Annotated in this window: 17 protein-coding genes and 2 tRNA genes; 15 read left to right on the top strand and 4 right to left on the bottom strand. The window is 58.7% G+C overall.

All coding sequences use genetic code 11. The features are described from left to right. The first annotated feature begins 67 nt into the window (after positions 1 to 67). The 7 genes from LG300_RS12890 to nadA all read left to right on the top strand — a co-directional run bounded on the left by LG300_RS12890 (position 68) and on the right by nadA (position 6,278). Positions 68 to 1,828, top strand: a complete 1,761-nt coding sequence (locus LG300_RS12890) for a DEAD/DEAH box helicase (protein WP_404378039.1) — start codon at positions 68 to 70, stop codon at positions 1,826 to 1,828. Positions 1,829 to 1,894: 66 nt separating this feature from the next. After that, a complete protein-coding gene (locus LG300_RS12885; protein WP_404375718.1) occupies positions 1,895 to 2,854 on the top strand; it encodes a segregation and condensation protein A in 960 nt (319 codons plus the stop codon). After that, positions 2,851 to 3,651 carry an SMC-Scp complex subunit ScpB gene (gene scpB, locus LG300_RS12880; protein WP_404375717.1) on the top strand — a complete coding sequence of 267 codons (801 nt, stop codon included), beginning with the start codon at positions 2,851 to 2,853 and terminating at the stop codon, positions 3,649 to 3,651. Before LG300_RS12885 ends, scpB begins: the two co-directional genes overlap by 4 nt. Beyond that, on the top strand, positions 3,638 to 4,507 hold the full coding sequence (gene rluB, locus LG300_RS12875; RefSeq protein ID WP_404375716.1) for a 23S rRNA pseudouridine(2605) synthase RluB: 870 nt from the start codon (positions 3,638 to 3,640) through the stop codon (positions 4,505 to 4,507). Before scpB ends, rluB begins: the two co-directional genes overlap by 14 nt. 125 nt (positions 4,508 to 4,632) lie before the next feature. Then, positions 4,633 to 4,708: transfer RNA gene (locus LG300_RS12870), tRNA-Lys, on the top strand. A gap of 118 nt (positions 4,709 to 4,826) precedes the next feature. Continuing rightward, positions 4,827 to 4,902, top strand: a tRNA-Lys gene (locus LG300_RS12865). A gap of 347 nt (positions 4,903 to 5,249) precedes the next feature. Further along, positions 5,250 to 6,278, top strand: coding sequence for a quinolinate synthase NadA (nadA, locus tag LG300_RS12860; RefSeq protein ID WP_404375715.1), 1,029 nt, complete (start codon positions 5,250 to 5,252; stop codon positions 6,276 to 6,278). Positions 6,279 to 6,348: 70 nt separating this feature from the next. Here nadA and LG300_RS12855 read toward each other — a convergent pair whose 3' ends face one another. Continuing rightward, complete coding sequence (locus LG300_RS12855; RefSeq protein ID WP_404375714.1) at positions 6,349 to 7,809, bottom strand: M48 family metalloprotease; 1,461 nt, start codon at positions 7,807 to 7,809, stop codon at positions 6,349 to 6,351. Between the two features lie 187 nt (positions 7,810 to 7,996). Between LG300_RS12855 and LG300_RS12850 the strand changes: the two genes are divergently transcribed. Then, a complete protein-coding gene (locus tag LG300_RS12850) occupies positions 7,997 to 8,275 on the top strand; it encodes a sulfurtransferase TusA family protein (RefSeq protein WP_404375713.1) in 279 nt (92 codons plus the stop codon). Then, positions 8,272 to 9,369 carry an AI-2E family transporter gene (locus LG300_RS12845; RefSeq protein ID WP_404375712.1) on the top strand — a complete coding sequence of 366 codons (1,098 nt, stop codon included), beginning with the start codon at positions 8,272 to 8,274 and terminating at the stop codon, positions 9,367 to 9,369. The genes LG300_RS12850 and LG300_RS12845 overlap by 4 nt, the downstream gene beginning before the upstream one ends. Before the next feature lie 46 nt (positions 9,370 to 9,415). Here LG300_RS12845 and LG300_RS12840 read toward each other — a convergent pair whose 3' ends face one another. Beyond that, positions 9,416 to 9,889 (bottom strand): peroxiredoxin, encoded by a 474-nt coding sequence (locus LG300_RS12840; RefSeq protein WP_404375711.1) that lies wholly within the window; start codon positions 9,887 to 9,889, stop codon positions 9,416 to 9,418. Positions 9,890 to 10,136: 247 nt separating this feature from the next. On the opposite strand from LG300_RS12840, the gene dapA reads away from it, so the two are divergent. From dapA to purC, 3 genes are all read left to right on the top strand, one after another. Then, entirely contained in the window at positions 10,137 to 11,021 is an 885-nt protein-coding gene (gene dapA / locus LG300_RS12835; protein WP_404375710.1) for a 4-hydroxy-tetrahydrodipicolinate synthase, read from the top strand. A gap of 82 nt (positions 11,022 to 11,103) precedes the next feature. Further along, positions 11,104 to 12,084, top strand: coding sequence for an outer membrane protein assembly factor BamC (gene bamC / locus LG300_RS12830; RefSeq protein ID WP_404375709.1), 981 nt, complete (start codon positions 11,104 to 11,106; stop codon positions 12,082 to 12,084). A 32-nt stretch (positions 12,085 to 12,116) separates the two neighbouring features. Next, positions 12,117 to 12,833, top strand: coding sequence for a phosphoribosylaminoimidazolesuccinocarboxamide synthase (gene purC / locus LG300_RS12825; RefSeq protein ID WP_404375708.1), 717 nt, complete (start codon positions 12,117 to 12,119; stop codon positions 12,831 to 12,833). A gap of 6 nt (positions 12,834 to 12,839) precedes the next feature. On the opposite strand, the gene tsaA is transcribed toward purC, so the two are convergent. Next, positions 12,840 to 13,583 carry a tRNA (N6-threonylcarbamoyladenosine(37)-N6)-methyltransferase TrmO gene (tsaA, locus tag LG300_RS12820; RefSeq protein ID WP_404375706.1) on the bottom strand — a complete coding sequence of 248 codons (744 nt, stop codon included), beginning with the start codon at positions 13,581 to 13,583 and terminating at the stop codon, positions 12,840 to 12,842. Positions 13,584 to 13,844: 261 nt separating this feature from the next. Between tsaA and LG300_RS12815 the strand changes: the two genes are divergently transcribed. Further along, positions 13,845 to 14,375 (top strand): GNAT family N-acetyltransferase, encoded by a 531-nt coding sequence (locus LG300_RS12815; RefSeq protein ID WP_404375705.1) that lies wholly within the window; start codon positions 13,845 to 13,847, stop codon positions 14,373 to 14,375. A 4-nt stretch (positions 14,376 to 14,379) separates the two neighbouring features. On the opposite strand, the gene nadC is transcribed toward LG300_RS12815, so the two are convergent. Next, the gene (nadC, locus tag LG300_RS12810) at positions 14,380 to 15,234 is read right to left on the bottom strand and encodes a carboxylating nicotinate-nucleotide diphosphorylase (protein WP_404375704.1); all 855 of its coding nucleotides are present in this window, start codon (positions 15,232 to 15,234) and stop codon (positions 14,380 to 14,382) included. Between the two features lie 82 nt (positions 15,235 to 15,316). On the opposite strand from nadC, the gene ampD reads away from it, so the two are divergent. Together ampD and aceE are read left to right on the top strand one after the other, a co-directional pair. Beyond that, positions 15,317 to 15,907, top strand: a complete 591-nt coding sequence (ampD, locus tag LG300_RS12805) for a 1,6-anhydro-N-acetylmuramyl-L-alanine amidase AmpD (protein ID WP_404375703.1) — start codon at positions 15,317 to 15,319, stop codon at positions 15,905 to 15,907. Positions 15,908 to 16,300: 393 nt separating this feature from the next. Then, entirely contained in the window at positions 16,301 to 18,973 is a 2,673-nt protein-coding gene (gene aceE, locus LG300_RS12800; RefSeq protein ID WP_404375702.1) for a pyruvate dehydrogenase (acetyl-transferring), homodimeric type, read from the top strand. Positions 18,974 to 19,000: the final 27 nt, after the last annotated feature.

Raw genomic sequence — 19,000 nt, 5'->3', positions numbered from 1 at the left:
TCAACCCGATAGGTGATGGATGACACATCCTGACAAGGCGGCCTCCGGGCCGCCTTTCTTGGCTAATATGGCAACGCCTTCGCTGCGCCCCTACCAAACCGAGGCGGTGAAACGAGTGGTGAACCACTTTCGCACCACCAGCGCTCCCGCCGTGGTGGTGTTGCCCACCGGCAGCGGCAAGTCGCTGGTGATTGCCGAGCTGGCCAGGCTTGCTCGTGGGCGGGTGCTGGTGCTGGCCCACGTGCGCGAGCTGGTGGAGCAGAACCACGCCAAGTATCAAGCCTACGGCCTGGAGGCGGATATCTTCAGCGCCGGGTTAAAGCGCAAAGAGGCCAGCCGCCAGGTGGTGTTCGGCTCGGTGCAGTCGGTGGTGCGTAACCTGGATCAGTTCAACGACGCCAGCTTCACATTGCTGGTGATTGATGAGTGCCATCGGGTGTCGTTGGAGGAGGACTCCAGCTATCGCCAGGTGATCGAACACCTGCGGAGCCAGAATCCTCAGCTAAAAATCCTCGGCCTAACCGCCACGCCGTTTCGTTTGGGGCAGGGCTTTATCTATCATCGCCACCACCACGGCATGGTGCGCGGTTCAGAAGAGAGCTTTTTTGCCGACTGTGTGTTTGAGCAGCCGCTGCGTCTGATGGTCAAGCAGGGCTTTTTGGCCGCACCCAAACGGCTGGATATGGCCATCGAGGGGTACGACTTCTCGGCGCTTGCGCCCTCGTCCAGCGGGCTGTTTCGGGAGGAGGAGCTTAACCGCGTGGTAGCAGGCAACCGCGCCACGCCGGGCATTATTGCCCAGGTGGTGGAGTACGCTGCCGACCGCCAGGGGGTGATGATTTTCGCCGCTACGGTGGCCCACGCCGAAGAGATCATGGGCTACTTGCCCGCCGAGCAGACCGCGCTGATTACTGGCGCGACGGTCTCGGCCGAACGCACTGCGCTGATCGATGCGTTCAAAGCGCGCCAGTTAAAGTATTTGGTCAACGTGGCGGTGCTGACCACCGGCTTCGATGCGCCCCATGTAGACCTAATCGCCATCCTGCGACCCACGGAGTCGGTGAGCCTGTATCAACAGATCGTAGGTCGCGGGCTGCGCCTCTCGCCGGGTAAAGAGGAGTGTTTGATACTCGATTACGCGGGCAATCCGTGGGATCTCTACGCCCCGGAAGTCGGCGAGCCTAAGCCGGATAGCGACAGCGAGCCGGTGCAGGTGGCCTGCCCAGACTGCGGCCACGCCAACTTGTTCTGGGGCAAGCGCGACGGCGAGCTGGTGATTGAGCACTTTGGCCGTCGCTGCCAGGGGCTGATCGAGGATGACGCAGGGCGCCGCCGCCAGTGCGAATTTCGCTTTCGCTTCAAAGTGTGCGACCAGTGCGGCGCAGAGAACGATATTGCCGCCCGCCGCTGCCACGGCTGCGAGAAACTGCTGGTGGACGCCGACGATAAGCTTAAGGATGCGCTAAAGCTAAAAGATGCCAAGGTGCTGCGCGTCAGCGGCATGCAGTTGGAAGCGACCACCAATGGCCGAGGCCTGCCGCGCCTGAAAGCCACCTACTACGATGAGGATGGCGCTAGCCTGAGCGAGTGGTTTGCCCTGGAAACCCCGGCCCAGCGCCGCGCTTTTTATGCGGTGTTTTTGCGTGCCCACTTGCGTGCGCCAGGCAGCCAATGGCAGCCGACGACGCCTGATGAGGTGGTAGGCGAGCAGCGTCGCTTGCGTCATCCAGACTTTGTGGTGGGCCGGAAGGTGGGCCGCCACTTTCAAATCCGCGATAAGCTGTTTGATTACCAGGGGCGCTACCGCAAAGCCGCCGATGCTGGCTAGGTGCCGTACCGCAGGTGCGCTGGTACACTGCCGCACTCTAACACTTCAACGAAGGATCCGACCCGCGTGAGCGAGACGCCAAGCGCAGCGCCAGAGCAAGAAATGACGGAATCTACTGCCGAGCCGGTGGTGGGGGCACTTGGGCGTCTGTTCGATGAACCCATCACCCAGCTACCGGAAGACCTTTACATTCCCCCTGCGGCGTTGCGGGTCTTTCTGGAGGCCTTCGAAGGGCCGCTGGATCTGCTGCTCTATTTAATTCGACGCCAGAACCTGGACATCCTGACCATCAATGTCGCCACCATTACCCACCAATACATCGAGTATGTGGAGCTGATGAAAGCCATGGAGATTGAGTTGGCCGGGGAGTACCTGCTGATGGCCGCCATGCTGGCAGAGATTAAATCCCGCACGCTGCTGCCCCGCCCGCCAAAGGCAGAGGGCGAGGAGGAGGAAGACCCCCGCGCTGAGCTGATTCGCCGCCTGCAGGAGTATGAGCGGTTAAAAGAGGCCGCCGAGGCGTTGGATGCGCTGCCCAGGGTAGGGCGGGACTGGTTTAGCGTACAGGCGGGCCTGCCTCCGCTGGAAACTCGGGTGATTCATCCTGATGTGGGGCTCGATGAGCTGCTGGGCGCTCTGTCCGATATTCTCAAGCGGGCAGAATTGGCTCAGGCCCACCAGATCAGTCGGGAAGTGCTCTCTACCCGCGAGCGGATGCTAAACATCATGGAGCAGCTCAGTCAGGATGGCGCGAACGGTCGCTACACCCCCTTTGAGGCGCTGTTTACCCTGGAAGAGGGCCGGGCCGGTGTGGTCGTGACCTTTATGGCCATTTTAGAGTTGGCGAAAGAAGCCATGATCGAGATTGTCCAAAACGCGCCGCTGTCGCCCATTCACGTGCGCGCCCGCCAAGCGGCGCTGGCTGATGGGGAAGAGGACGCTTTCGAACGCTCGGAGGAAGAGCAGGGCGATGCCGCCTCGGCATTTGAAGAGTCCGCGTTTGAACCTGACGAGGAGTCGCGGTGAGAGACACCACGTTAGACGATATTATTGAAGCTGCGCTGCTGGCCGCGGGCGAGCCGCTGCCCATCGAACGCCTGGAAACGCTATTTTTGGCCGATGAGTGCCCTTCCCGCAAAGCGCTGCGGGAAGCGCTATCGCGGCTGGCGCTGCGCCACGAAAATGGCGCGCTCGAACTGGTCGAGACCGCCTCTGGCTTTCAGCTACGCATTCGCCCTCGCCTGGCCCATTGGGTATCGCGGCTGTGGGACGAGCGCCCCCAGCGCTACTCGCGGGCACTGCTGGAAACGCTGGCGCTAATTGCCTACCGCCAGCCAGTTACCCGGGGCGATATTGAGGATGTGCGCGGCGTGAGCGTTAGCAGTTCGATCATTCGAACACTGATGGAACGCGGCTGGATACGCGTGGTGGGGCACCGTGATGTGCCGGGCCGCCCTGCGGTGTATGCCACCACGCGCAGTTTTCTGGATGACTTCGGCCTGAAAACCCTGGATGCGTTGCCGCCTATGCATACCCTGGTCAACGGCGATGATAGCGAAGAGCTTTCCCTTGAGGAGACATCATCCGAACAAAACCCGCCGCCAGCACTGGACGAAACGGCGCAAAGCGTGCAGGATGCGCCACCCCAGAAAGATGAGAACACGTCGGCAGCAAGTGCCGACCACCACGCCGAGACGGCGTTAACCCAGCCGCTCAGCTTTGCCGATTTAGAGGCACGGCTGGCGGCACGTGCACAGCGTCAACATGAGGACGCTGGCACGCAGACCAACGATGTGAGGTCAGACGACCATGAGTCAGAGTAACAACACCACGCCGCCCACCAGCGAAAAGCTGCAGAAAGTCCTCGCCCGTGCAGGCCTTGGCTCCCGCCGTGAAATGGAAACCGCCATTTCCGATGGTCGAGTGAAGGTGAATAGCCAGGTCGCCAAACTGGGCGACCGAGTGGAAGCCCGGGACAAGGTCAGCTTTGATGACCGCCCGGTGACGCTGCGCCCGGAAGAGGAAGTGCCGCGCCGGGTGATCATGTATAACAAGCCGGAAGGCGAGCTGTGCACCCGTAAAGACCCAGAAGGCCGCCGCACGGTATTTGAGCGCCTGCCGCGTTTAAAAGGCGAACGCTGGATTGCCATTGGCCGTTTGGACATCAACACCAGTGGTTTGCTGCTGTTTACCACCGACGGTGAGCTAGCCAACCGCTTGATGCATCCCTCTACCCAGGTAGAGCGTGAGTACGCAGTGCGCGTCATGGGCGACGTCAAGCGCGAGCATATCGTCGCCATGGTCGATGGCGTGATGCTGGAAGACGGCCCCGCGCGTTTCACCGACGTGCAGGAGTTTGGTGGCGAGGGCATCAACACCTGGTTCCACGTGGTGATTCTGGAAGGCCGCAACCGTGAAGTGCGCCGCCTGTGGGAGTCCCAGGGGCTCACCGTTAGCCGCCTGAAGCGCGTTCGCTACGGCAATATCTTCCTCGATAAGCGGGCGAAAGCCGGTGAGTGGGTGGAGCTCTCCCAGGATGAGGTGGATGACCTGGCAACGCTCGCCAACCTGGAAATCCGCAAAGTGCCCGAGTTGACGCCGGATGAGAAGAATCGCTGGAGCCGCGACAAGCATAAGCGCCGCCCCGTGCAAGCAATGCGTAAGCCAAAGCGCCGATAATTTTTCGCTCTCCGTGCGTGCAAAGTGAGGCTCTTGGTGTGCGGAGAGCGATTATTTTAGACGAAAGGTAAAAAAAGGGCTTGCTATTAGCAAGCTGTATCCGTACTATATGCATCCGTTCAGGCGGGTCGTTAGCTCAGTTGGTAGAGCAGTTGACTTTTAATCAATTGGTCGTAGGTTCGAATCCTACACGACCCACCATCCGAACCAAACAAACGCACTAGGCCGTCATCTACTCAATGCTTTGTTTGACGTAAGTAAATGCGGTATCCGCTAGTGCTTACATGCTTAGTATTTGCGTATTAGCGCAGCAAAATTTGGGTCGTTAGCTCAGTTGGTAGAGCAGTTGACTTTTAATCAATTGGTCGTAGGTTCGAATCCTACACGACCCACCAAATTCGACGCCCTTGGTAGCTTGCTGCCAGGGGCGTTTTGCTATGCATGATTTGCCGCGCTGCAGCGTGACTTTATGCTTGCAGGGGGCAATAATTGTCCACCACAATGATGTGACAATTAAGTGTTAGCCACTAACAGACAGATAGTGGCTGATAGAGCGTAATGGATAGATCGTTTGGCTGCCGGAGATGTCACGGCGGCTCTGGCCTTTGGTTACGGCCAAGTTGGCGACGCGCCACCGCGAGAGACGCAGCGGCCGTTGCCCCGAGTGCGGCGCATGCGGAGCGCGTGCGCCGTGACTGGTGTTTAGCAGGGGGATTCCCTGTTCGTCACGGTGGTAGACACGATGACTATTATGACTTCCCAAGCAGAGCTAGACGCTCCGCTGCCAAGCCCGTACTGCCCTACTCGTATTCCGGCGGAAGACGAAGCGCGAGTGGCTGAAATCAAACAGCTGCTCAAGGCGAACAACGCCGTTTTGGTAGCGCACTATTACACCGATGATGCCATTCAACAGCTTGCCGAAGAGACCGGCGGCTGTGTGGCTGACTCCCTTGAGATGGCCCGCTTCGGTGCCCGCCACGACGCCACCACGCTGGTGGTGGCGGGCGTACGCTTTATGGGCGAGACGGCCAAGATCCTCTCCCCCGAGAAGCGTGTGTTGATGCCTACCCTGGAAGCGACCTGTTCTTTGGATGTGGGCTGCCCGATTGACGAGTTTAGCGCGTTCTGCGACGCCCACCCAGACCGTACGGTCGTGGTGTACGCCAACACCTCGGCGGCGGTAAAAGCGCGCGCTGACTGGGTGGTGACCTCCTCGATTGCCGTAGAGGTCATCGAGCATCTGCAGGCGAAGGGCGAAAAAATCCTCTGGGCACCGGATAAGCATCTAGGTGGCTATATTCAGAAAAAAACCGGCGCGGATATGTTGATGTGGGACGGTGCCTGCATCGTGCACGAGGAGTTCAAGGCCAAAGGCATTGAAGATTTAAAGCGCCTTTATCCGGATGCCGCCGTGTTGGTGCACCCCGAATCGCCGGATTCCGTTGTGAAGCTGGCCGATGTGGCTGGCTCCACCTCGCAGCTCATCAAAGCGGCACAAACTCTGCCCAATGACAAGCTGATTGTTGCCACCGACCGCGGCATCTTCTTCAAGATGCAGCAGGCGGTTCCCGACAAAACACTGTTTGAAGCGCCCACGGCGGGCAACGGCGCTACGTGCCGTAGCTGCGCTCACTGCCCTTGGATGGCGATGAACGCGCTGGATAACCTGGCCGGAGCGCTGCGTGAAGGCAGCGGCGAAATTTTCGTCGATGATGCGCTGCGCCAGCAGGCGCTAAAACCCCTTGAGCGGATGCTGAGCTTTAACGCTTAAACATAAGCGCAACGTTTCTACAGTGAGCCAAAAGCCCGAACGCTATGCGTCGGGCTTTTTTGCATTGGCGCTAAAACTTCTCCAGCGCTTCGCGGTACTCAAGAAACGCTTCTCTGCGCTGTTCAATGCGTGCCAGCGCTTGGGTATCGTTTTCCTGCTGAGCGGCGTCTTTGGCAATACTCAACTGGCGAATGCCTCGGTCCACGCGGCCGGTAAGCTGTAGGTGCTCGGCGCGGGCCAGATGCCCCCAACCGTTAAAGCCGCTGCGCCCGGCAGCCTCCGCCAGCAGGTTGAAGCCCTGAGGGTTTTCTGGATGCTGCGCGGTGATATCCCGAAGCAGGTCGTAAGCTGCTTCTGGGTCGCGCTGTAGCTGCGCCTCCGCCAGGGTAAGCTGCGCTGGCAGGTAGTTAGGCATCAGCCGCAGCAGCCGCTGGCTGCGGGCAATGGCCTCATCGTAGCGCTGCGCTTCTAGGGCAACATTCGCCGCCGTGGCGGGCAGCATGCCGTAGTCCGGAAGCTCGTTGGCGAGTTGATCGAGCACCTGCAACGCGCGATCGGTCTGGCCGTTGCGCGCCGCTATCAGCGCGTCGATGTAGCGCAGTGCAGGCTCCTCGGCATCCTCCTGAGCTAGCCGCGAAGCTGCCTGCTGGGGCGTGTTGCGGTAGATGCTCAGCAGAGCCCGGGCGCGCATCATATCGTACAGGGTGTTGCTGGTGTAACGGCTGGCGACGCTGAGTTGCGATACCCGCGCCTGGGCGTCGCTCAGGCGGCTGTCCGAGACGGGGTGGGTCAGCAAGAACTCTGGCGGCGTGCCGCCCTGAAGTCGTGAAAGCCGCTGCATGGTATCGAACATACGCACCATGGCTTCTGGGTCGTAGCCTGCCTCCGCCATGGCCTGCAGGCCGATGCGGTCGGCCTCCTGCTCAAAGCGCCTGGAGTAGGCGAGCTGGTCCTGAATCAACGCCGCCTGGGAGCCCATGGCGGTGGCAATGCCCGCATCGCCACCGCCGCTGGCGGCAATCAGCATACCCGCTAGCATGGCCGCCATGGCGGGCAGCTGGGTTTGCTCCGCGCGAGCGCTGCCGCGAGCATAGTGGCGCTGGGAGAGGTGCCCTAGCTCGTGGGCAATCACCGACACAAAAGCGCCTTCGTCTTCGGCAAAGGCAAACAGCCCTGAATTGATACCTACTACGCCGCCTGGGACCGCAAAGGCGTTGAGCGAACGGTTATCGACCATCACCGTCGTGGTTTGCAGGCTACCCAGTTGGCTGTAGGGTGCCAAGCGTGCCACCAAACTCTCTAAATAATCGCTGACGATAGGGTCCTGCCACTGCGGCGCCTGGGCGCGAAACTGGCGCAGCCATGCGCGGCCAAGGCGAAACTCCTCATTACTTACCGATGCCGACGTACCCCCTAGGCTGGGCAGCTGATAGTCATCGAAGCTATAGCTAGGCAAGCTAATGCACATGGCGCTGAGCGATAGCGCTAGCGCGCAGGCCCAGCGAGGGTAAACGGGTCTAAAGTGCAGCATGGCATCCCCATTCGTTCAGGTAGTAGGCGCAGCAAACAACGGTGTGACATTGATTCAGGCAGGGAAGTGCCGTTAAATCAATTTCACGGCGGGCATCGCGAAAAAAGCAGTTTATGCAACAATGCTGTCGTTATGTAGCCATTAAACGATTTAGCAACATGTGAAGCAGCATTTTGGGGGAGAGGGTATGTCTGAACAAACAGCGTCTGGGTTAGCCGAAGGGGTTCAGCCCGATAGGGTATTGGACGCCACCGGATTGCACTGCCCGCTACCGCTGCTAAAAGCAAAGCAGGCACTGGCGAGCCTTGCGCCGGGCCAACTGTTGGAGGTCAGCGCGACCGATGCCGGCTCGTGGCGGGATATGGCTGCGTTTACCGAACTAAGCGACCACGTAATGGAAGCGCGGGTGCAGCGTGGCGACGTGTATGTTTTTTGGATACGTAAAGCAGGGAACACCCACTCATGACCATGCGCAGCATTCTGAAAAGTTGGGTAGAGCGCTACTTTTCAGACGAAGAGGCGTTAATTCTTCTGGTGGTACTGGTGGCGGGGTTTGCCGCCATTATTTGGTTTGGCCGCATGTTGGCACCGTTCTTTACCGCGTTGGTGCTGGCGTTTTTACTGCAAGGCGTGGTTAGCGCGCTCACGCGGCGCGGCGTGCCTCATCTGCTAGCGGTGATACTGGTGTTTTTAGCCTTTGTCAGCGTGCTGCTGACGCTGGCATTTATTTTAATGCCACTGATTTGGAATCAGCTGGTGGGGCTGGTGCAAGAGACGCCGCGCATGTTTGCCAGCGGTCAGGAGTGGCTGGATCAACTGCAGGCACAATATCCCAATTTAGTGACTCCTGACCAAATGCAGAGCTGGATTGGCGTCGCTGGACGGGAAATAAGCCAGCTAGGGCAGCGTGCCTTAACGCTCTCACTGGCCTCGCTGGGCAATATTATGTCACTGATCATCTATCTGGTGCTGGTGCCAATCCTGGTCTTTTTTATGCTGAAAGACCGAGAGGCGCTCGTAGGGTTTACGCTATCGCTACTGCCGCAAAAGCGCACGCTGCTCACTCGCATCTGGCATGAAATGGATCGGCAAATTGCCAACTACATCCGTGGCAAGGCAATAGAGATTATTATTGTCGGAACTGTCTCGTTTTTTACCTTCGCCTTTTTTGGCTTGCCCTATACAGCCCTGCTGGCAGTGCTGGTTGGGTTTTCCGTTCTGGTGCCTTACATTGGCGCGGCCGTAGCGACGATTCCCGTGGCAGCGGTAGCGGGCTTCCATTTTGGTATCAGCGACCAGTTTGTCTATGTGCTAATTGCCTATGGGGTGCTGCAAGCGCTGGATGGCAACGTGTTGGCGCCGGTGCTGTTCTCGGAAACCAATAATATCCACCCAGTATCGATTATTGTGGCAGTGCTGTTCTTTGGCGGTATTTGGGGATTTTGGGGGGTGTTTTTTGCCATCCCACTGGCAACGCTACTCAAAGCGCTGGTCTATGCATGGCCAAGGGGGCTTGAGGGCCGGCTCGCGAATCGACCGCCGCAGCTTGAGCAAGATTAATGTGAGCTTGGCTGTGCCCCTTTTTCGGGCACAGCCGCGAGCGCGATTATTGGCTATTCAATTCCTGGGCCGCTGCAAGCACTTCCTCCACATGGCCGGGTACTTTTACGCCGCGCCACTCTCGGGCAAGCTTACCATCACGATCAATCAAGAAGGTGCTGCGCTCGATGCCTAGGTGCTCCTTGCCGTACATCTTCTTGAGTTTGATGACGTCAAACAGTTGGCAGACCGCTTCGTCCTTGTCGGAGATCAGCTCAAAATTGAAGTCCTGCTTGGCTTTAAAGTTCTCCTGGGCGCGCAGTCCATCCCGGGATACGCCGATGACCACGGTATTGGCGGCGTCAAAGGCGGCTTTGCGATCACGAAAGTCGCCGCCTTCGGTGGTGCAGCCTGGCGTGCTGGCTTTCGGGTAGAAGTAGATCACTACCTGTTTGCCGCGCAGTTGCGACAGTGTGATAGTGGTGTCGCCGGTGGCGGTGGCGGAAAAATCAGGGACGGGCTTGCCAAGTTCAATCGCCATAAAGGCTCCTTATTGGGGTGACTTTCATGAAGAATTACACGCAAGCACTGGGCTGCTGTCAAAGCATTAAGCAAACTCGCAGCGCTTTACGCTGTACAGGTTCGAATCGCCTGAGTACCATTTGCTGTTTATGGGCAGGGGTGAGCGTGCTCCTGCAAAGCATCAGCGCCGCGGTTTCACTCAATGTACGTCATTGCATCCCGCGTGGCAGCTTGATTTCAACTTTTTGCAGGTGAGGAAAATACGGATGATCACAGGCAGCATTGTCGCCCTGGCGACGCCGATGAAAGTCAATGGCGACATCGACTGGGAGGCGCTTCGTCGCCTGGTGAACTTCCACCTCGATAATGGCACCGACGCCATCGTCGCTGCGGGTACCACGGGTGAACCCACTACCATGTCTTTTGCCGAGCACTTCGATGTGATTCGTAGCGTGGTGGAAGAGGTGAATGGCCGCATTCCGGTCATTGCTGGTACAGGGGCGAACGCCACCTCTGAAGCGGTTGAGCTGGCGCGCTATGCAAGTGAAGTAGGCGCGGACTACTGCCTGTCGGTTTGCCCTTACTACAACAAGCCTACTCAAGAAGGTTTGTATAGGCACTTTAAAGCTGTCGCCGAAGGCAGCAAGCTGCCGGTAATCCTATACAACGTGCCGGGCCGCACCTGCTCTGATCTCTATAACGAGACCGTGGTTCGCTTGGCGGAAGTGGACAATATTATCGGCCTGAAAGATGCGACCGGGAACCTTGAGCGCGCTGAGGATCTAATCTCACGCCTGAAAGGCAGCGACTTCATGCTTTACTCGGGTGACGACGCGACGGCCTGTGACTTTATGCTGATGGGCGGACATGGCGATATTTCCGTGACCGCGAACGTTGCTCCTAAAGCCATGCATGACCTATGCGCGGCTGCCGTGGCTGGCGACGCCGACAAGGCACACCAAATCAATACGCGCCTCATGCCGCTGCATACCAACTTAGGCATTGAGTCTAACCCTATTCCTGTTAAGTGGGCACTGCATCGCATGGGGTACATGGACGCCGGTATTCGTCTGCCGCTCACCTGGCTGTCGGAGAAATACCACGGCACGGTAAGCGAAGCGCTGCAACTGGCGGGCGTCATAGAGGAGTAATCCCGGCGCTAAGAACCCTTTTGCTACCCGGTGATGGCATGGCCTGCCGGGTAACTGATCTGTTGACTGTTAAGGTGGCTTGATGAGCTCTGTGCTTGAACAACGTGCGCTTAAATGGATACCGCTGGCACTCGCAGCCGCTGTCACACTGGCAGGTTGCGCGCGCGAGGGTTACTACCACGACCGCAACTTGGACTACACCGAAGCGGCTCCCGCGCCGCCTCTTGTGCTGCCTGACTCCCGCAACACCCAGCGTTACCGCGATGCAATGCCGGTTCCCCAGGTGGCTGTAGAGGGCACAAGTATCGACGAGCCGGCCGAGATCGAGCCACCCCAGTCGCTGGCTATTGGCAGCGGGCTGGAGCCTGAGTACGTCGAGCGCCGCCAGGCCGGTGATCAGAGCTGGTTAGTCGTCGCCGCCGACCCTGGTACCGTTTGGCCGCAGCTGGAAGCCTTTGTGCGTAGCCGCCAGCTCCCCGTTCAGCAGAGCAGCGCCAACCAGGGCGTGATCGTGACTCCGCAAGCCACACTAAGCCTGCAGAGCGCCATGCGCGCCGGTAGCAGTGAGGTGCGCTGCGATCAGGGTGGCCAAAGTGTTGAGAGCTGCTTGGCGGCGCTGGAGCAGTATCTGGGCGCGCGTAGCGCCACAGCCAGTTCTTCCTCCTGGACAGCACAGCGCCTTGCCAACGAGCAAACGCTACAACTGCGCCAGCAGGGCGATGAGTGGGAGGTGGTGATTCCGCAGCCCATCGACCGCGTCTGGGCAGAGTTGAACCACTACTTATCGCTTGATTTTACCCAAGAGGGGCAGCGCGACCTGCTCGAAACTTCCGCCGATAACTATGAGTTTTTGGTGGAGTACATGACGGAAACCGAGCGTGGACGTAACCCGCTGCAGATCGTCTTTAGCCCCGATGTCCGCCGTATGTCACAGCAGATTCGCCTAGCGTTAGAGCCCGACGGTGACCAAACCGTGCTGCGCGCTATTAACGCCAGCGAGCGTAGTTTTAGCGCTGATGACCAGCGCGAGTTGCTTGAGCGTGTCTCCGGCTACTTACGTTAACCCTTTGACTCTCACTTTCTCACGGAGCCTCCATGGAAAAGCGCCAAGAACTCTATGCCGGTAAGGCAAAATCCGTCTACACCACTGACGACCCTGACCTGCTGGTGCTGCACTTTCGTGATGACACCAGCGCCTTCGATGGTAAGAAGAAAGAAGCGCTGGCCCGTAAAGGGATGGTCAACAACATCTTTAACGCTTTCATCATGCAGCGTTTGGAAGAGGGCGGTATCCCAACGCATTTTGAGAAGCAGCTTTCCGACAACGAAAGCCTGGTCAAAAAAATGCAGATGATTCCGGTCGAGTGCGTAGTCCGCAACATTGCTGCGGGCGGCCTGGTGAAGCGCTTGGGTGTGGAAGAGGGGATCGCCCTTAACCCGCCGACTTTCGAGCTGTTCTTAAAGAACGATGAGAAGGGCGACCCGATGATCAACGAGTCGCTAGCGGAAACCTTTGGCTGGGCCACCCCCGAACAGCTCGCTAAAATGAAGACGCTGACCTTTAAGGTGAACCACATCCTCAAACAGCTATTTGCCGAAGGCGATATGCTGCTGGTGGATTACAAGCTGGAGTTCGGCGTGTTCAAAGGCGAGGTAGTGCTGGGCGATGAGTTCTCTCCAGACGGCTGCCGTTTATGGGATGCCAACACCCGGGAGAAGCTGGACAAAGACCGCTTCCGCCAGGGCTTGGGTGGCGTCATCGAAGCCTACGAGGAAGTCGGCCGCCGCTTGGGAATTACCTTTCCCGCCTAACGCCGTTTAGTCAGTCAGCGGGTCAATCGCCACCACCCTCAGGGTGGTGGTGTCGTTTTCAAAGGGTGTTTCTTGTACCGCTTGGAATTTCACATCTACATCCCGCAGCCGTACCCCGTAAATGCGCTTGCTCTGCCCCTCACGCTGGTACGCGGGGCGTGGGTCCTGGCCCAATACCTGCTCAATCAGGGCATGTAGCGACGCTCCATCGGCGCGGGCAGCAAGGCTGGCCTGGGCGGCCTGGCTAAAGCTGACAGGCAGCAGGGGCGGGGCGCTGGGGGCAAACCCTGCTCGCGCCTCGGGCTTGGCTTCGGCCCAGGGCAAGTAGGGTTTAATATCGACCACCGGCGTACCGCTCACCAGATCGCAGCCTGCTAAATGGAGGCATACTCCGTGCTGGGTATCAATATGCGATAGCTCAATCAGTGAAAGCCCCAGCCGGTTAGGACGGTGGGTGCTGCGGCTGGCAAATACGCCGACTTTACGGTTGCCGCCCAGGCGCGGCGGACGCACTAGCGGCGTCCAGCGGACAGGGCTTTGATGGAAAATAAACGACACCCATAGGTGGCTAAAATCTTCCAGGCCCCGTACGGTGAGAGGATCATCAAACGGCGGTACGAGCACTAAACGGGCATTGGCCGCTGGCGCCAACCCTGGTTGGCGGGGAACACCGAACTTATCCGGGTAGTCGCTGACGATATGGCCAATAGGTGTGAGTGCAAATGGCGCGCTGTCTGAAGGATCGTGCATGGCACTGCCCTGTGGACGTTGGCCGGCGCCAACGTGGTGAATGAAAAAGCGTGTTGATAAGCACAAGGCTCGTCAGCACGGGTCTTATCAAGCCGCGGCTTATAAATCTATGTTTTATAAACCTATGTTTTATAAACCTGTGTTCTATAAACCTATAATCTATAAACCCGTGGCCTTACGCAGCGATGAGTATAAAATAGCCGGCTGGCGACAGGCAGTCGGTTGTCCGTTGCTAGTAGATGAATCGCATTGAGGCGAAGCATGTTGAAAACTAACGAACGCGTGGCATCCCCGGTGCCAACGGCGCGAGTGACTTATCGGGCGGCGCTGGCGAAGGATGCCGCTGACCAGGCCGAAGTATTTTACCATGCGGTGATGCAGGGGGCGGCTACCCACTATGGGTTGGACGAGCGCCGTGCGTGGGCCAATGCGCTGCCCCGCGAGGCAAGTGCCTGGGCGGCGCGCCAAGCACTCTACACCACGCTGGTCGCCGCCTGCGATGGCCGCTGCGTCGGCTTTTTGGAGCTGAATATCAGCGCCGGGCGTATTGAAACGCTCTACGTGTGGCCTTCGTTAACAGGCCGTGGCATCGGCACCACGCTGCTGATCCATGCCGAGCGCATTCTGCTTGAACATGGCGTCTCCCAGGTGGAGATCGAGGCGAGCCTGGTACTCTACGAGCGCTTGCTACGCCGAGGCTTCGTGAACCACGGCGAGCAGTGGGTAGAGCGCAGCGGCGAGATGCTACAGCGCTACCGGCTCGTCAAGCAGCTAAACGCAGTGGAAACCTAGCCGCTCAGACGTTAAAGGTTTGGGTGATACGCATCGACAGGTCGATGGACTTCACATCTTTTGTCAGCGCGCCGCTAGAAATGCAGTCTACGCCGGTGTCGGCAATCGCTTTTAGCGTGGTGTCATCCACATTGCCGGAGGCTTCCAGAGTGGCGCGTCCGCCATTGATTTCCACCGCCACGTGCAGGTCTTCAATGGCGAAGTTATCCAGCATCACGATATCGGCACCGGCGGCCAGGGCTTGATCCAGCTCCTCAAAGGTCTCCACTTCCACTTCGACCGGTAGGTCGCTGGCCAGCTTGCGAGCCTGGGCGACCGCCGCTTGGATGCCGCCGCAGGCCGCAATGTGGTTCTCTTTGATTAAGAACGCATCCCACAAACCAATGCGGTGATTGTGCCCGCCGCCGCAGGTGACGGCATACTTCTGAGCCAGCCGCAGGCCGGGCAGGGTCTTGCGAGTATCCAGTAGGCGAACGCCGGTACCTTCAATTAAATCAACGTAGCGCCGCGTGGCTGTAGCGGTAGCTGATAGCGTTTGCAGCATATTAAGCGCTGCTCGCTCCCCCGTCAGCAGGCTGCGGGCTGGGCCTTCCAGCTCTAGAAAGCACTGGTCTGCCTCCAGGCGGTCGCCGTCGGCTGCCTGCCAGCGTAGGGTAACGCGACCATCCAGGCGACGAAAAATCTCATCCACCCAGGCAACGCCACACAGCACGGCGGGTTCACGGGTAATCACCTTCGCGGTTGCCCACTGGTTGTCGGGAATCAGCTGTGCCGTAATATCACCCGCGCCAACGTCTTCAGCCAACAGGCGGGCGGCACAGGCGCGAATCTCTTCAGCAAGAGCGGTTTGATAATCCATAGCGATGAGTTCTCTGGGCGTCGTCTTCGATGATGGGCATTATAGTGAAACAGAACGCTAACGTAGAGGAGCGTATGCGCTCATGAATAAAGAAAGCGTACCAGGGCAGTGGCACAAGGCGTATCAGATAGCCTCGCCTAACCAGGATGCCCGACCCCAAAACGAAGTGTCGCTGCTGCTGCTCCATGCCATCAGCCTGCCGCCTGGGCAATTCTCGGGCGATGCCATTGAAGCGCTATTTACCAATCGCTTGGACCCAAGCGCGCATCCCTTTTTTGCCGATATTTGCCACCTGAAGGTATCGGCGCATTTGCTGATCCGGCGGGATGGCCAGTGTATCCAGTTCGTCAATACCGAACAGCGCGCCTGGCACGCCGGCCGCTCCTGCTGGTGGGACCCTGGGATGGGCATTTGGCGTTCGGCGTTAAACGACTTTTCTGTTGGCATTGAGCTGGAAGGCGATGATCAAACGCCTTTTACTAAAGCGCAGTATGCCGCTTTAGTGGAGGCAACGTGCTGGCTGATGGCGCGTTACCCTGCGCTAACGGCGAATCGAATCACCAGCCACGCCAAAGTGGCGCCGCTGCGTAAAACCGACCCCGGACCTGCGTTTGACTGGGCCTATTTTCGTCAGCGGCTGTTTGCAGCCCACGCTGTTGCGGCGGGCGGTTAGGTTAAAATTGCAATTTAAGTGGTTCTAACATCAGCAAATAAAACGGTAGTTTAACTACATGGTGATAGCGTTAGTCGCAGCGGCGAAAGTCTTATAAAGCGCTCATGTTGCAGTGCAATAGTTTGTTTTAGATGGCCTTTTACAGCTCGCTGGAATTGGCAGCGTGGCGACTTTGCGGTATCTTCGCATATACAAAAGGCTAATCTTTACCGCATAAGTGTAGCTTTACTACATCAAGACGAGCGTAGCTTGTTGAATGTAGAACGAAAACCCCCGCACGGTGCTAAGGCGCCGTGCCATTGTTTGGCCTGTGGTGGCTAAACACCGCAGCCGCCCCAGGCCCTAAGGGTTGGCGGGGCTCATTGTCATTTATCGTCATTCGGAGAGACCTCTATGAGTCTGGAGACAAGAGAAGATCTCGATCCGGTCGAAACCACGGAGTGGCTGGAATCCCTGGAATCGGTACTGGATCGTGAGGGCGAAGATCGTGCCCGCTACCTGATGACCCGCCTGGCGGATCGCCTGCGCCGGGACGGGATGAAGGTGCCCTTCTCGGTGACAACCCCCCACCGTAATACGATCCCGGTTCACCGCGAAGCGCCCATGCCGGGCGATCTGTTCATGGAGCGTCGGATTCGCTCTTTGATCCGTTACAACGCCATTGCCCAGGTCATTCGTAACAACCGGGCGAACCCGGGGTTAGGGGGGCACATTGCAAGCTTTATGTCGTCCGCCACGCTGTACGATGTCGGCTTTAACCACTTCTTCCGCGCCCCTAAAGGCGACTTCGAAGGCGACCTGATCTACATTCAGGGCCACGTGGCACCGGGCATCTACGCGCGCTCCTTCCTGGAAGGCCGCCTGACGGAAGAGCAGATGGACCGATTCCGCCGCGAAGTCGACGGCGACGGCCTCTCCTCCTACCCGCACCCGTGGTTGATGCCGGACTACTGGCAGTTCCCGACGGTCTCCATGGGGCTTGGCCCGATCCAGGCCATTTACCAAGCCCACGTGATGAAGTACCTGCATCACCGTGAGCTGAAAGACATGCACGACCGCAAGATCTGGTGCTTCATGGGTGACGGCGAGTGTGACGAGCCGGAATCCCTGGGCGCGATCTCCCTCGCTGGCCGTGAGAACCTCGATAACCTGATCTTCGTGATCAACTGTAACCTGCAGCGCCTGGACGGTCCGGTACGCGGAAACTCCCGCGTGATGGACGAGCTGGAAGGCGTCTTCCGTGGTGCCGGTTGGAATGTAATCAAGGTTGTTTGGGGCCGCCATTGGGATCCGCTGTTTGAGAAGGATAAGAAAGGCATCCTTCAAAAGCGTATGGACGAAGCGGTCGACGGTGAGTACCAGAACTACAAGGCGAACGGTGGTGCTTACACCCGTGAGCACTTCTTCGGTAAGTACCCCGAAACCGAGGCGATGGTCAAAGACCTCTCCGACGAAGATATCTGGAAGCTCAACCGGGGTGGCCACGACCCGTTCAAGGTCTACGCGGCCTATCACGAAGCGGTCAATACCACCAACGGCAAGCCGACGGTGATCCTGGCGCATACCGTGAAAGGGTACGGCATGGGCAGCGGCGATGGCGAAGCGGCCAACGAAGCCCACCAGGTGAAGAGCATGGAGTACGAGGCGCTGAAGAAATTCCGCGATCGCTTCGGCATTCCGCTCACCGATGAGCAGCTCAAGGACGTACCGTACTACAAGCCGGACGAAGACTCGCCCGAGCTGAAGTACATGCACCTGCAGCGCGAGCGCCTCAACGGCTACCTGCCGAGCCGCCGTAGCACGTTTGACCCACTGGACATTCCAAGCCTGGAAGACAAGACCTTTGCCTCGCAAATGGGCGGTTCCAAAGGGCGCGAAGTCTCGACCACCATGGCGTTCGTGCGGATTCTGAATGGCTTGGTAAAAGACAAGAAGCTGGGCAAGCAGGTCGTGCCGATCATTCCGGACGAAGCGCGTACGTTCGGCATGGAAGGTATGTTCCGTCAGCTCGGTATCTACACCTCGGAAGGCCAGAAGTACGAGCCGGTCGATAAAGGCCAGATCATGTACTACCGCGAGGACCAGAAAGGTCAGGTTCTCGAAGAGGGTATCTCGGAAGCAGGCGCGATGTCGGCGTGGATTGCCGCCGCGACCTCCTACAGCAATAACAACGTCACGCTGCTGCCGTTCTACATCTACTACTCGATGTTCGGCTTCCAGCGTATCGGCGACTTGGCGTGGGCCGCAGGCGATCTGCAGGCACGCGGCTTTATGGTTGGCGGCACCGCAGGGCGTACCACCCTCAACGGTGAAGGCCTGCAGCACCAGGATGGCCACAGCCTGATCCAGGCCTCTACCATCCCCAACTGCCGCAGCTACGACCCGACCTACGCCCACGAAGTGGCGGTCATCGTGCAAGACGGTCTGAAGCGCATGTTCACGGATCAAGAGAACTGCTTCTACTACCTGACCGTGATGAACGAGAACTACGAGCACCCCGAGCTTGAGAACGTACCGGCTGACGATATCGTCAAAGGTATGTACCTGCTCAAAGAGACCCAGGGTGACAAAGGTCGCGTTCAGCTGATGGGCTCCGGCACCATTCTGCGTGAAGTCGAGGCAGCGGCCGAGCTGCTGGCCAACGACTGGGGCATCGGTGCGGATATCTGGAGTGTGACCAGCTTCAACGAGCTGCGTCGTGAAGCGCTGCTGCTGGAGCGTGAAGCGTTCCTGAACCCGGATGCCGAGGCCAACAAACCTCACGTTACCCGGTGCCTGGAAGGCCGTGACGGCCCGGTGATCGCCTCTACCGATTACATGAAGCTCTATGCCGACCAGGTGCGTGCGTGGGTGCCGAGCGACTACACCGTGCTGGGTACCGATGGCTTCGGCCGTTCCGATACTCGCGAGAAGCTGCGCTACTTCTTTGAAGTAGACCGCTACTTCGTCACCGTTGCGGCGCTGCGCGCCCTGGCCGACCGCGGCGACATTGACCGTAAGCACGTCGGGGAAGCGCTGAAGAAGTATGGCATCGACGCCAACAAGCCGAACCCGCTGACCAGCTAAACCGCTGCCCGGCGGGCAGTTGCCCGC

It is taken from the genome of Vreelandella aquamarina (assembly GCF_044805175.1).
Classification (GTDB): Bacteria; Pseudomonadota; Gammaproteobacteria; order Pseudomonadales; family Halomonadaceae; genus Vreelandella; species Vreelandella aquamarina_B.
Note: the sequence above shows the minus strand (reverse complement) of the source record. Positions and strands in the feature narration are given on the sequence as shown.

Excerpts from the sequence above, each read along its gene's own strand:
- dapA (WP_404375710.1), top strand. The coding sequence starts at position 10,137 with ATGATCACAGGCAGCATTGTCGCCCTGGCGACGCCGATGAAAGTCAAT.
- LG300_RS12890 (WP_404378039.1), top strand. The coding sequence starts at position 68 with ATGGCAACGCCTTCGCTGCGCCCCTACCAAACCGAGGCGGTGAAACGA.
- aceE (WP_404375702.1), top strand. The coding sequence starts at position 16,301 with ATGAGTCTGGAGACAAGAGAAGATCTCGATCCGGTCGAAACCACGGAG.
- LG300_RS12815 (WP_404375705.1), top strand. The coding sequence starts at position 13,845 with ATGTTGAAAACTAACGAACGCGTGGCATCCCCGGTGCCAACGGCGCGA.
- bamC (WP_404375709.1), top strand. The coding sequence starts at position 11,104 with ATGAGCTCTGTGCTTGAACAACGTGCGCTTAAATGGATACCGCTGGCA.
- LG300_RS12855 (WP_404375714.1), bottom strand. The coding sequence starts at position 7,809 with ATGCTGCACTTTAGACCCGTTTACCCTCGCTGGGCCTGCGCGCTAGCG.
- nadA (WP_404375715.1), top strand. The coding sequence starts at position 5,250 with ATGACTATTATGACTTCCCAAGCAGAGCTAGACGCTCCGCTGCCAAGC.
- ampD (WP_404375703.1), top strand. The coding sequence starts at position 15,317 with ATGAATAAAGAAAGCGTACCAGGGCAGTGGCACAAGGCGTATCAGATA.
- LG300_RS12845 (WP_404375712.1), top strand. The coding sequence starts at position 8,272 with ATGACCATGCGCAGCATTCTGAAAAGTTGGGTAGAGCGCTACTTTTCA.
- LG300_RS12850 (WP_404375713.1), top strand. The coding sequence starts at position 7,997 with ATGTCTGAACAAACAGCGTCTGGGTTAGCCGAAGGGGTTCAGCCCGAT.
- purC (WP_404375708.1), top strand. The coding sequence starts at position 12,117 with ATGGAAAAGCGCCAAGAACTCTATGCCGGTAAGGCAAAATCCGTCTAC.
- tsaA (WP_404375706.1), bottom strand. The coding sequence starts at position 13,583 with ATGCACGATCCTTCAGACAGCGCGCCATTTGCACTCACACCTATTGGC.
- rluB (WP_404375716.1), top strand. The coding sequence starts at position 3,638 with ATGAGTCAGAGTAACAACACCACGCCGCCCACCAGCGAAAAGCTGCAG.
- LG300_RS12840 (WP_404375711.1), bottom strand. The coding sequence starts at position 9,889 with ATGGCGATTGAACTTGGCAAGCCCGTCCCTGATTTTTCCGCCACCGCC.
- nadC (WP_404375704.1), bottom strand. The coding sequence starts at position 15,234 with ATGGATTATCAAACCGCTCTTGCTGAAGAGATTCGCGCCTGTGCCGCC.